This window comes from Flagellimonas amphidinii, assembly GCF_013090115.1.
In the GTDB taxonomy this organism is placed as follows: Bacteria; Bacteroidota; Bacteroidia; order Flavobacteriales; family Flavobacteriaceae; genus Flagellimonas; species Flagellimonas amphidinii.
Genome location: NZ_JABFNN010000034.1, coordinates 38,285 through 51,494, shown reverse-complemented (window position 1 = coordinate 51,494; position 13,210 = coordinate 38,285). Strand labels below are relative to the sequence as shown.

At 38.2% G+C, this 13,210-nt stretch carries 12 protein-coding genes; 5 read left to right on the top strand and 7 right to left on the bottom strand.

Annotated elements, in window-relative coordinates; translation table 11 throughout:
- The first annotated feature begins 1 nt into the window (after position 1).
- Both HJC33_RS10470 and HJC33_RS10465 read left to right on the top strand, forming a co-directional pair.
- Positions 2-841: a phytoene/squalene synthase family protein gene (locus tag HJC33_RS10470; protein WP_171658773.1), complete on the top strand. Its 840-nt coding sequence runs from the start codon at positions 2-4 to the stop codon at positions 839-841.
- On the top strand, positions 842-1,291 hold the full coding sequence (locus HJC33_RS10465) for a sterol desaturase family protein (protein WP_171658772.1): 450 nt from the start codon (positions 842-844) through the stop codon (positions 1,289-1,291).
- Between the two features lies 1 nt (position 1,292).
- Here the strand turns inward: HJC33_RS10465 and HJC33_RS10460 are convergent, their stop codons facing one another.
- The 7 genes from HJC33_RS10460 to HJC33_RS10430 form a co-directional block, all read right to left on the bottom strand.
- Entirely contained in the window at positions 1,293-1,859 is a 567-nt protein-coding gene (locus HJC33_RS10460) for a TlpA family protein disulfide reductase (protein ID WP_171658771.1), read from the bottom strand.
- Entirely contained in the window at positions 1,859-2,419 is a 561-nt protein-coding gene (locus HJC33_RS10455; RefSeq protein WP_171658770.1) for a TlpA family protein disulfide reductase, read from the bottom strand. Before HJC33_RS10455 ends, HJC33_RS10460 begins: the two co-directional genes overlap by 1 nt.
- A 74-nt stretch (positions 2,420-2,493) precedes the next feature.
- Positions 2,494-4,764 carry an aconitate hydratase gene (locus HJC33_RS10450; protein WP_171658769.1) on the bottom strand — a complete coding sequence of 757 codons (2,271 nt, stop codon included), beginning with the start codon at positions 4,762-4,764 and terminating at the stop codon, positions 2,494-2,496.
- 208 nt (positions 4,765-4,972) lie between these two features.
- Positions 4,973-7,750, bottom strand: a complete 2,778-nt coding sequence (locus HJC33_RS10445) for a bifunctional aconitate hydratase 2/2-methylisocitrate dehydratase (protein ID WP_171658768.1) — start codon at positions 7,748-7,750, stop codon at positions 4,973-4,975.
- 233 nt (positions 7,751-7,983) lie between these two features.
- Positions 7,984-8,937: an AAA family ATPase gene (locus HJC33_RS10440; RefSeq protein WP_171658767.1), complete on the bottom strand. Its 954-nt coding sequence runs from the start codon at positions 8,935-8,937 to the stop codon at positions 7,984-7,986.
- A 4-nt stretch (positions 8,938-8,941) separates the two neighbouring features.
- On the bottom strand, positions 8,942-10,336 hold the full coding sequence (locus HJC33_RS10435) for a peptidylprolyl isomerase (RefSeq protein ID WP_171658766.1): 1,395 nt from the start codon (positions 10,334-10,336) through the stop codon (positions 8,942-8,944).
- The gene (locus tag HJC33_RS10430; RefSeq protein ID WP_246245526.1) at positions 10,329-11,183 is read right to left on the bottom strand and encodes a peptidyl-prolyl cis-trans isomerase; all 855 of its coding nucleotides are present in this window, start codon (positions 11,181-11,183) and stop codon (positions 10,329-10,331) included. Before HJC33_RS10430 ends, HJC33_RS10435 begins: the two co-directional genes overlap by 8 nt.
- 140 nt (positions 11,184-11,323) lie before the next feature.
- On the opposite strand from HJC33_RS10430, the gene HJC33_RS10425 reads away from it, so the two are divergent.
- The 3 genes from HJC33_RS10425 to HJC33_RS10415 all read left to right on the top strand — a co-directional run bounded on the left by HJC33_RS10425 (position 11,324) and on the right by HJC33_RS10415 (position 13,190).
- Positions 11,324-11,776 carry an SRPBCC family protein gene (locus HJC33_RS10425; RefSeq protein WP_171658764.1) on the top strand — a complete coding sequence of 151 codons (453 nt, stop codon included), beginning with the start codon at positions 11,324-11,326 and terminating at the stop codon, positions 11,774-11,776.
- A gap of 5 nt (positions 11,777-11,781) precedes the next feature.
- Positions 11,782-12,039 (top strand): hypothetical protein, encoded by a 258-nt coding sequence (locus tag HJC33_RS10420; RefSeq protein WP_171658763.1) that lies wholly within the window; start codon positions 11,782-11,784, stop codon positions 12,037-12,039.
- Between the two features lie 98 nt (positions 12,040-12,137).
- Positions 12,138-13,190: a serine hydrolase gene (locus HJC33_RS10415; RefSeq protein ID WP_246245525.1), complete on the top strand. Its 1,053-nt coding sequence runs from the start codon at positions 12,138-12,140 to the stop codon at positions 13,188-13,190.
- Positions 13,191-13,210: the final 20 nt, after the last annotated feature.

Below are 13,210 nucleotides of genomic sequence, written 5' to 3'. Positions count from 1 at the left end.
CATGAAAAGCATTTTTGACCAAGTATCTTATGATTGCAGTAAAATTGTAACAAAATCCTACAGTACATCATTTGCTCTTGCCACTAAAATGTTGGCTCCGTCCATACGTTCCCACATTTATAACATTTATGGCTTTGTGCGTTTTGCAGATGAAATTGTGGATACCTTCCATGATTACAACAAAGAAGAACTGTTCAAAAATTTTGAAACGGCCATGGAAGAGGCCATAGCCAATAAAATAAGTTTAAATCCTATTCTAAATTCTTTCCAGCACACCTATCACAAGTACGATATTCCACATCATTTGGTAGAAGCTTTTATGAAGAGCATGCGTATGGACCTTACCAAAAAAGACTACCATACTTTTGAGGAATATAAAGAGTACATCTATGGTTCAGCTGATGTTGTTGGATTGATGTGTTTGTGTGTTTTTGTGAATGGAGATGAGGAAAAATACGAAGAACTGAAAGAATCTGCCATGGCATTGGGTTCTGCTTTTCAAAAAGTGAACTTCTTACGCGACCTTAAAGCCGATTTTGAAGATTTGAATCGTACGTACTTTCCCAATACCAATTTGATGGAACTGGACGAAGCTTCAAAAAGAAGAATTGTAAACGAAATAAAAGCGGATTTTGCGGTAGGTTATTCTGGAATCATAAAGTTGCCCGAACAAGCAAAATTTGGTGTTTACACTGCCTATAGGTATTACAAAAAACTGTTGCAAAAACTACAGAGCACTCCGCCAATGGAGATAAAAAATACCCGAATCCGAGTTCCTGATTACCAGAAATTTGGACTTTTGGCACATTCCTATCTTAACTACAAACTTCAATTGGTTTAAATGAAAATAACATTCTGGATTTTTATTTTCTTGGGCACATTCTGTTTTATGGAGTTCATGGCTTGGTTCACCCATAAATATGTGATGCATGGTTTTTTATGGAGTTTGCATAAGGATCATCATAGAAAAGACCATGACTCTTGGTTTGAACGCAACGACGCGTTCTTTATCTTTTATGCCGTGGTCAGCATGACGTTATTTTATCTGGGAGCAGAAACCGATTTTTGGTACGGTTGGCCCTTGGGTTTTGGTATTTTGGCTTACGGAATTGCCTATTTTTTTGTTCATGACATTTTTATTCACCAACGCTTCAAGTTATTTCGAAATGCAAACAACTGGTATGCAAAAGGAGTAAGAAGAGCTCACAAAATTCACCATAAACACTTGGGCAAAGAGGATGGAGAGTGTTTTGGAATGTTATTGGTTCCTTTTAAATATTTTAAAAAATAAGCTATTCCAGTAGCAAACCATCCAATAGTTTCCTTGTCGTTTTTGAATTCCAATTTACAGCTCCTTTTTCATGGACAACAATTTTACCGGATTTACTCAATATATAGGTAACTGGAATACTATTATATTGAAACTTTCTGGGTATCTGAGTGGTTTCAAAATAAACGGGTAGCTCATATCCCTTCTTTTCAAGATAACTTAAAACCTTGTCCTTCTCATCATTTGCTACGAAGATGAAAACTATTTTATCCTTATAATCAGTATATAATGCTACCATACTTGGCATTTCTGCTATGCAGGGCGGACACCAAGTGGCCCAAAAGTTAAGTAATACAACCTGCTCTTTATTCTGACTAAAATTGAATCTATTCCCTTCTAAATCAACCAAATTCCAATCATAGTTTTCTAGCGTCATCTGGTTTTCTTCTTTTACAACATCCACAGAAGTTGCAATAAGCTTATTCAGCACAACTTTCAAATGAAAACCAATTGGCGTAAAAACAATCAACACAATGGCCAAAATCCAAAGTACATTGCTCCACTGCTCTTTGGACAGTTTAAAAGGCATTATTCGGCAATTAATTCATCCAACAGATTGTAAACCTTTCTGGTGCTCCAATCCGCTATTCCTTTTTTATAAATGACAATATCTCCTGATTTATCTACCAAATATGAGGATGGTACCTCTTCAGGATTAATGGGCATTTTTTCACCTATGATCAAGTAGGTTACTGGGAACGTAAATTCATGCTTGGTCATAAATTCTTCCACAGGTGGTCTATTCTCATTGGTTATGATATAAAAGTCAACTTTACCCTGGTATTTGTCATACAATTCTTGAATGCTGCTAAGTTCTGCTTCACAAGGCAATCGCCATGAAGCCCATAAATTGATAAAAACGACATTTCCTTTGGATTGTTCAAAGTTGAAGAAGTTCCATTCAGAATCTTTCAATTTCCAATTGTAATCCACAATTTGTTCTCTTTGGGTCTCTTCAATTATGGGTGGGGAAAAGGAAAACACTCGGTTTAAGAGAATTTTGCCATAATAACCCAACGGGGTTACAAAAAATGACAGGATAAAAAGAATGAGCAGAATGTTTAAAATGGTCTTTCTGTTCAGTTGCATAAATTGATGTGTTTAAACTAAAAAACTCCTGAAAATTCAGGAGTTTTTAAATTTATGGTTTTTTAAGCAGATTTTCAGGCATTCTCTTTCTTAATCACATTTAACGCTGAACCTTCCCTGAACCAACCTATCTGAGCCTCATTATAACTATGGTTAGCCTTAATAGTATCTGAAGTGCCATCTGCATGAACAACTTCAATTGTCAATGGTTTTCCGGGTGTAAAGTCATCAATATCCAAAAAATTGAAGGTATCATCTTCTTGAATCAAGTCATAATCTGATTCATTGGCAAAAGTAAGGCCAAGCATACCCTGTTTTTTCAGATTGGTCTCATGAATTCTTGCAAAAGATTTGACCAACACAGCCGCAACTCCCAAATGTCTGGGCTGCATTGCTGCATGTTCCCTAGATGAACCCTCACCATAATTATGATCGCCCACAACAATGGTTTTTATGCCTTCGGCTTTATATGCTCTTTGAGTATCCGGTACTGCACCGTATTCCCCGGTCAATTGATTTTTCACAAAATTTGTCTTCATGTTGAATGCATTGACCGCGCCAATCAAAGTATTATTTGCGATGTTATCCAAGTGCCCTCGATATCTTAGCCAAGGTCCAGCCATGGATATATGGTCTGTAGTACATTTTCCAAAGGCTTTGATCAGCAACTTCATCCCTTTAAGACTTTCTGGTGATATTGGCACAAAGGGTTCCAGTAACTGCAATCGCTGTGAATCTGGAGAAACAACTACCTGAACGTGACTACCATCTTCCTCTGGCGCCATATACCCGGCATCTTCTACGGCAAAACCCTCAGGTGGAAGTTCATAACCTCTTGGCTCATCCAACATTACCTCTTCTCCATCTTCGTTGATGAGTTTATCTGTCATTGGATTAAAATCCAACCGGCCAGAGATGGCTATTGCAGTAACCAATTCTGGAGAACCTACGAATGCCAATGTGTTCGGATTTCCATCGGCACGTTTGGCAAAGTTTCTATTGAAGGAATGTACTATGGTATTTCTTGGTCCGTTTGCTGCCTTGTCACCATATCTGTCCCACATACCAATACAAGGTCCACACGCATTGGCAAACACCGTTGCCCCAATATTATTGAATGTTTTAATAAATCCATCACGCTCAATAGTAAAGCGTACTTGTTCTGAACCTGGAGTAATGGTAAACTTGGATTTTGTCTTTAAATTTTTATCAGCAACCTGTTTGGCCAGCGAAGCTGCTCTTGAAATATCTTCATACGAAGAGTTGGTGCAAGACCCTATCAATCCAACCTCAACATTTAATGGCCAATCATTTTCTTTGGCTGCTTCACTCATCTTGGAAATCGGCGTAGCCAAATCTGGAGTAAAAGGTCCATTTAAATGCGGTTCCAAAGTATCCAAATTAATTTCTATGACTTGATCAAAGTATTTTTCTGGATTGGCGTAAACTTCTGAATCAGCTGTTAGATGTTCTTTCACCTCCAAAGCTGCATCAGCCACATCTGCACGATCTGTAGCTCTTAGATATCTGTCCATGGACTCATCATAACCAAAAGTTGAAGTAGTCGCCCCTACTTCAGCCCCCATGTTACAAATGGTACCTTTTCCGGTACAGGACATAGCTATAGCTCCTTCTCCAAAATACTCGATAATGGCACCTGTTCCTCCTTTTACGGTAAGAATGTCCGCAACTTTTAGTATTACATCTTTGGGCGCAGTCCATCCAGATAACTTTCCAGTAAGTTTTACTCCTATCAATTTTGGGAATTTCAGCTCCCAAGCCATTCCTGCCATAACATCAACAGCATCTGCGCCTCCAACTCCAATGGCCACCATACCCAATCCACCTGCATTTACAGTATGAGAATCGGTGCCAATCATCATCCCCCCTGGAAACGCATAATTTTCCAAAACCACTTGATGGATAATTCCAGCACCTGGCTTCCAAAATCCTATACCGTATTTATTGGATACTGACTCCAAAAAGTCAAACACCTCATTACTAGTTTCGTTTGCTCTTTTCAAATCAGCTTCAGCACCAACTTTAGCTTGAATAAGGTGATCACAGTGAACAGTGGTCGGTACAGCTACCTTTGGTTTTCCTGCATGCATAAATTGTAATAGGGCCATTTGCGCAGTAGCATCTTGACAGGCAACTCTATCTGGATCAAAATCTACATAATCCTTTCCTCGTTGGTAAACAGTGCCAGGATTACCATCCCATAAATGGGAGTATAATATTTTTTCGGCCAAGGTCATGGGTTTGCCCAAAAGTTCTCGAGCTTTATCAACCCTTTCACCCATGCGGGAGTAAACTCCCTTTATCATATCAATATCGAATGCCATATGTTGTTGTTTTTCTTGTGCTATACAATTTACGAACAATTCAAAAAAACAACTTCATGGTTTTGCTAAATATCTCTTATAAGTTCATTTAAAATTCTTATTGAAAAACATTAACGCGCTATTTCAAATTTGAAAGTATAATCATAAAAAAAGCCCGAGTTGAAATCAACTTGGGCCTTTATATATCTTGAAAAATAATAAACCGATATTAGCTCACCAATTTTCGTGATGATGGCTTAAACTTTGTCAGTTCAATACCTTTTACTGCTGCTTGGTATTCTTCAATGGTAGGTGTTCTTCCCAAAATGGTAGACAATACCACCACTGGAGTAGATGATAACAATGACTCACCTTTCTTCTCATCCGAATCTCTTACAACACGACCTTGAAATAAACGTGTTGATGTTGCCATTACGGTATCCCCAGGTTCTGCCTTTTCTTGGTTCCCCATGCATAGGTTACATCCAGGGCGCTCTAAATACAACACATTGTCATATTTTTTGCGAGCTGCCGCTTTGGGTGCGCTATCATCAAATACAAATCCTGAATATTTTTGCAATACTTCCCAATCGCCTTCTTCTTTTAGCTCATCCACTATATTATACGTCGGAGGAGCAACTACCAATGGGGCTTTAAACTCGACTGTTCCTTGTTGTGCTTCTATGTTTTTCAACATGTGCGCCAAGATTTTCATATCCCCTTTGTGAATCATACAAGAACCTACGAAACCTAAATCCACTTTTTTAGTTCCTCCATAAGCAGATAATGGTTGAATATTATCATGCGTATAACGTTTAGAAACATCTTCGTTATTTACATCTGGATCGGCAATCATTGGCTCAACAATTTTATCCAAATCAATTACAACCTCTGCGTAATATTTTGCGTCTGCATCTGGCTTAAGTGCAGGTCTAGAACCTGACTTTAACTCCTCAATACGCTTGTTTGCTTTATCGACCAAACCTTGCAACACTTGTTTTTCATTATCCATGCCCTTATCAATCATGATTTGGATACGATCTCTAGAAATTTCCAAGGATTCAATCAAGGTTTCATCTTCGGAAATACAGATAGATGCTTTGGCTTTCATTTCTGCGGTCCAATCTGTAAACGTAAACGCTTGGTCCGATGTTAATGTTCCGATATGAACCTCGATGATTTTCCCTTGGAATACATTCTCACCCTCAAACTGCTCCAACATTTGTTGTTGCGTAGCATGTACCACATCACGGAAATCCATATAAGGAACCATTTCACCTTTAAAGGTTACTTTTACTGATTCTGGGATTGGCATAGTAGCCTCCCCTGTTGCTAAAGCCAATGCAACTGTACCTGAATCCGCACCGAAGGCAACTCCTTTTGCCATACGTGTATGCGAGTCTCCACCAATAATCACATCCCAATCATCAACAGCAATATCATTTAACACTTTATGGATTACATCCGTCATTGGATGATAAACGCCTTTGGGGTCACGACCTGTGATTAACCCAAAGTCGTTCATAAACTTCATTAATCGTGGAATATTCGCTTTTGATCTATCATCCCAAACCGAAGCTGTGTGGCATCCTGATTGGTAACCTGCATCTACGATTGGCGAGATTACCGTTGCTGCCATCATTTCCAACTCTTGAGAAGTCATTAAGCCTGTAGTGTCTTGAGAACCAACAATGTTTACTTCTACACGAACATTAGAACCTGTATGCAATGTTTTTCCTGGTGTTGTGCCTACGGCATTTTTATTGAAGATTTTTTCAACCGCAGTTAATCCTTGCCCTTCAATCGAAATTTCTTTAGAAGGTGCATAAACCTGTGGTGCTTCAATTCCCAATGCTTTTGCTGCAAAAGTTTGTAATTTCTTACCGAAAACCACCGCATAAGAACCTCCTGCTTTGATAAACTCCATTTTTTGCGGCGTTAAAGCAGTAGAAATATCTTTCAATTCTTGATCTCCGTTGTATAATTTTTTCTCTTTGGTATTAATAGTAAGAACCGTTCCTGTTTTCACAGAATATACTTCTTCCAATATTGGTTCTCCATCTGCATCAACCACTGTGTTTCCATCAGCATCTTTTTTCTTCACCCAGTTTTTCAAGTCGATACCTATACCACCTGTTACACCGACCGTGGTTAAGAAAATAGGTGCAATCCCATTTGTTCCTGCAATTACAGGTGCAATATTTATAAAAGGAACATAAGGACTTGAAGGAATTCCTGTCCATAAGGCTACATTGTTCACACCCGACATACGAGACGAACCAACACCCATGGTTCCTTTTTCGGCGATTAACATAATGCGTTTATCTGGGTGCTGCTCTTTCAATGCCAACACCTCTTGTTGCATCTCTTTGTTGTGCTCAAAGATAGATTGTCCGTGCAATTCTCTATCTGAACGAGAATGCGCATCGGCACCTGGCGATAATAAATCTGTTGAAATATCACCAACTCCAGCAATATAGGTAACTACTTCAATCTCTTCTTCAACTTCAGGCAGCTTTGTAAAAAACTCAGCCTGAGCATAGCTCTCTATAATTTCTTTAGCAATGGCACTACCCGCTTTCATTGCCGCTTCTAATCTTTCAGTATCTGCTTCGTATAGGAATACTTGCGTTTTTAAAACTTTCGCTGCTTCTGCTGCTATGGCTGCATCTTCACCTAAAGCTAAATCCAACAATACTTTTATAGACGGGCCACCTTTCATATGGGACAATTGCTCAAAAGCAAAAGTGGGAGTAATCTCTTCCACAACAGATTCTCCAAGAATAATCTCCTTTAAAAATGAAGCCTTTACTCCGGCTGCACTGGTGGTTCCAGGTAACGTATTGTATATAAAAAAATTGAGAGAATCCTTTCTGTGCTCATTATTCAAATCTTTGATTTGAGCAATAATTTCACTCAATAATTCAGCACCATCAATAGGTTTGGGATGAAGCCCTTGTTCTTTACGTTCTTCAATCTCCTTGATGTAATCTTTATAAATGCTCATAAGAAAGTATTAAATGTTACATTCAATTAAATCAAGCATCAGTGGATATAGTAACTGTAAGGTTACCAATATTGATAGGTCTCACTTTTGGTGAGCAAAAACCTCCATGATTCTATCATTATAGAATGCCATTTTGAAATATTTTTAACGATTTACGAATTCTAGCAAAATTAAGAAAACCAATAAGTCTTTTTTAGTCAATATTGTTACAAACTGAATTTGCAATGATTTTATTATAAAAGCTCGGTGATTAAGTCATCTTCAGATATGCCCTCTGCTTCTGCTTTATAATTTTTTAGAATTCTATGTCGAAGAATTCCCAGTGAAACTGATTTTACATCTTCAATATCTGGGGAAAACTTTCCGTGTATAGCAGCGTGTGCCTTAGCTCCCAAGACCAAGTTTTGCGAAGCTCTTGGACCAGCTCCCCAATCTACATACGTATTTACAAAATCAGAAGAGCCCTCCATTCCTGGGCGCGTGCTATTGACCAATCTTACTGCATAGTCAATAACATTATCTGGAACTGGTATTCTCCGAATCAAGTGTTGTACGTCTATAATTTCTTTGGCACTAAAGAGCGTTTGTAATTCCACTTCTTCATCCGATGTTGTGGACTTAACCACCTGAATCTCTTCAGCAATAGACGGATATTTCAACTCTATGGCAAACATAAAGCGATCCAACTGAGCTTCCGGCAATGGATAGGTTCCTTCTTGCTCTATAGGGTTTTGGGTTGCCAAGACAAAGTATGGTTTGTCCAGTTTGTACTGCTGTCCTGCAACAGTGACCGCCCTTTCTTGCATAGCTTCTAAAAGTGCAGCTTGGGTTTTTGGTGGGGTCCGGTTGATTTCATCCGCCAGAATAATATTGGCAAAAATAGGTCCCATGATGAACTTGAAATTTCGGTTTTGGTCCAAAACTTCACTTCCCAATATGTCACTGGGCATCAAATCCGGTGTGAACTGTATTCTTTTAAAATCCAATCCCAAAGTTTGGGCGATTGTGTTCACCATTAAGGTTTTTGCCAATCCGGGGACACCAATCAATAAAGAATGCCCCCCTGTATATATTGAGAGCAATATTTGTTCAATCACCTCTTCTTGGCCTACAATGACCTTGGCTATCTCCTTTTTTAAAGCTTGATGTTTTTGTACTAGATTTTCTACTGCTGTAACATCTGACATGTACCTATTCCTTTACCCAATTGTTTGCAAAATCGCAATCCCTATTATCGGTATTAACGTGAATATAGGTATCTTCAATATGTTCGTCCATCCAATCTTTAATAGCTTTGAACTGTTTTTCTCTCAGTGCCAGCTCTTGAATCTTAAGGTAGTCCTTGGCAAAATCAGCTTTGTGCTCATCATAACGATTGGAAATTCTCATGATTTTGAACTTAGGAGGCCCTCCACGAGGGTCGTCTTCACGTATAGGTCTGGAAATTTCTTCGTCCTTTAAGTCCCGTACCTGATTGTAAAGCGTAGGATCCATTTTGGTCAGTTCAAACCTAGAGCCATAATCGATGGGGTTCCTCATAAGACCTCCATCGTATTTGGTTTCTTTTTCATCAGAGAAATTCTGTGCTGCATCTGCAAATGTGTATTTCCCATCCAATACTTGTTGACGGATAGTATCCAACTCTTGCACAGCCTTATCTATGGCGCTCTGGGGTATTTCCGGAATCAACAAAATGTGTCGCAAGTCCAATTCCTGTCCTCTTATTTTTTCAATATAGATGATATGATATCCAAAAGTAGTTTCAAAAGGTTCTGAAATCTCCCCTTCTTGCAAACTGAATGCAACATCCTTAAATTCTTTTACGAATGGAGTTTCACGGGTCATGCTATAAAACCCACCTTTGGATTTGGAGCCCGGGTCTTGAGAATATAAAATAGCCTTAACGTTGAAGCTCGCATCATTTTCTTCTACATCTTGTTTGATTTGCTTCAAACGATCTATAGTCTTTTGTTTTTCTTCATCTGGCGCTACAGGTTGTTTTACAATTTGTGCTATTTCCAGCTCAGCTCCAAAAACTGGTCTTTCATCCTCAGGGATTTTACTGAAAAACTGACGTACTTCTTCTGGAGTCACCTCAATTTCCTCAACAATTTTACTTTGCATTTTTTCGGAAAGCATTCTAAGTTTATTGATTTCAAAAAGTTCGGTACGAAAGCTTTCTACATCTGGCTTTTTGTAGAACTTCAACACTTTTTCCATAGATCCTACTTGAGAAACCAATTGCTGAATTTGACGGTCGCTTTGAGCGTTCACTTGATCATCAGAAACCAACAGACTATCCTGTACGGCTTGGTGGGCATACAAGCGATCTTCCATTAATTTGCCCAACAAACTGCATCGGGTGATATCTTGTGTAGATGCTCCTTGACTCTTTAAGTCAATCAGCGTTTTTTCTATATCAGATTCCAAAATAACGTAATCTCCAATTACAGCGGCAATGCCATCCAATTTTATTCTTTTAGATGCACTGGTTGTGTCATTGGATACCATGACTTGGTCGGTATCTTGAGCATGTATTGCTCCCAAAATACCAAAAAGGGCTATTGTAAATAATTTTCTACTCATCTTTTCCATAAACCTCAAATTCGTTCTTCTTTATTGCTTCGTCAATAATTTCCCGTTCTAATCTTTTAACGTAATCCAATCTTCTTCTATTCAAGATCAATTGTCTTATATCTGGGGCTATATATTCAAAGGGTGCTGTGTCATTGATTTCAAGCACATCTGTCACCTGTCCCAAATATACCTCTAAGGAATCCTGTAATTCAAAAAATTGTGATTTTTTTAAGTACTGGTCTTCATTCGTCGGGTTCAAGGGAGGTATCTCCTCCATAACCCTGGAAGTACTCACCCAAATGGAATCATTAAAATGAATCTTTTTGAATTGTACTGCAATGGAATCCAAATATCTTTTATCAGAATCTTCCCAATTTTTCATTTTAGAGACCACTTCGTCCTTATCCAAAAACTGCAATGGAATTCCAACAAACCTCAATTGTACCAGTTTTTCATTTAACTTGAAATTTTCCTTTTGCTTTTCATAATAGTCCCTCAACTGATTGTTGGAAATTGCAGTGTCCTGGGCTTGTAACACCAATGCTTCAACATAGGCACGTGTATACAAATCCGACTTATAATCCGAAACCAATCGGTCAAATTCATGTAATTTTTCTTCAGGCAAGTTAATTTTGGACTTGGACAACAGTAATTGTTTACTGGCCCAATTGTTTACAAAATTGGTCACAAACAAAGTACTGTCTTCAGGAGACATATCATCTCTAATAAGGGACACAATATCTTCTTTATACAAAAATTCGTCACCTACCCTTGCCAATGGTTCTTTTTCAACTGTCCTCTTAAAAAGGGAGTCGCAAGATGTAAAAAAGGAAAGTGCAATGACGCACAGGAGCAAAAAACTGTTCTTTTGGAGCAAACACATTCCGCAAAAATAACAATTACTTAAAGCAGCGCAAGCAGGTTTTTGTTCTCATTAACAGATTTTTAATCATTGACTGAGAAGATTAATTCTTACATTAGTAAAAACCCAACTAAATGAAGTATACCACGCAAATAACCATTGACATTCCCCGCAATGAGTTTCTAAAAAAACTGGAAGACCCCGAAAACATGAAACATTGGCAACGAGGTCTTGTTAAATATGAGCAAATCTCAGGTGAGCCCGGCAAAGAAGGAGCTCAAATGAGTTTAAGTTATAAAATGGGAAAACGGGAGATGGATTTAGTGGAAACCATTATTAAAAACAACTTTCCTGAAGAGTTTCACGCCACGTATGATACCAAAGGTGTACACAATATCCAAAAAAACTATTTTAAAGAAGTGGATGGTAAGACCGTATGGACTTCAGAAAGTGAATTCCAGTTTTCCGGTTTCGGGATGAAACTTATGGCTTTTTTAATGCCCGGTGCCTTTAAAAAACAGTCCAAAAAATACGCTGAAGATTTTAAAGCATTTGCAGAAAAAGGAATATCTGTCCTCGACATTTGAAAGCCATGAGAAAGATTTTAGACCGGAAAATAAAATTGATTTGGGACTTTCGGGGCCCAACCGCAGCCCATATTGCCCAGCACTATAAAAAGCATTTGGAAGAATTTGTGGTCATCGAAGAGCTAAAATTTGACATATGCGGCGTTGAGCATTTTACCAACACCCATAGCATTGCTTATATAGTTGTTGCTGAATTTGAAATGAAGGAAGTCAAAGAAATCCTTAATCCTCATCGAGGAGAATATTATCAAGACGAACACTAAAACAGCCTTTCCTTACTTTGGGTCGATTTATCCTTTTTGTCATTATTTCATTGTGGATGGGCTCCTGTTCACAAAAGAATCTTGATAACCCTTTAGAAATGGTTCTGCAATCTGATCGCCCAAACATTAAAAAGGTGGTGGACAGTATCGGTCAGCACGAAATACAAATACGATACACACAAATAGATAGGAAAAATGACAGTGTATTTTTTAAGGATTTTGATTTTCAGGTTGATGAGCAGAAGTATTTCTATCCGGCCAGTACGGTAAAATTTCCTGCAGCAGTGGCCGCTCTTGAAAAACTGAATGGTATAGATTCCCTTTCCCTCCATTCTAGATTCTATATTGAAGGAGATTCTATTGAAACTACTTTTGCCCAGTGTATCTCAGAAATATTTGCAGTTTCAGATAATGCGGCAAATAACAGATTGATTGAATTTTTAGGGCAGGACAACCTCAACCAAAGAATGCAGAACAGAGGAGTAAATCCTATTAGAATAGCACATCGATTGTCAACGGCAGATGCAGATAATGTAACCACTACACCTCTAATTTTTTATCTCAATGATTCTACCACTGCACCTAGCGCCATTATAGTTAACTCCCCACCAAAACCATTAAAAATTAGTGGCGTGAATAAAGGCATAGGTTTTATTGCTGAAGATTCGCTGTTTTTGGAACCATTCGATTTTTCCTTAAAAAATCACTTTCCCATTCAAGCTCAGGATGCGCTGCTGAAACGTATTATTTTTCCTGAAGCGTTTCCGAAAGAACTTCAATTTGAGCTTAGCAAGGAACAACGTGATTTTCTATTGGAAACCATGAGTACCCTTCCCGGTAAACTTGGTTACGACCCTGAAGAATATTATGACAGTTATGTAAAGTTCTTCATGTATGGAGATAGCAAAGCCCCAATTCCCGACTACATCAAAATTTATAATAAAGTGGGGTACGCATACGGCACCCTAACGGATTGCGCCTATATCAAGGATACCAAAAATAATATTGATTTTATGGTCACTGCCACCATTTTGGTAAATAGTAATGGTATTTTCAATGACAATACCTATGATTACGATGAAGTAGGCATTCCCTTTCTTGCACAATTGGGTAAAGAATTATATCAATATGAGCTAAATCGAAAAAGATAAGTCAGCTCACTATTGATTAT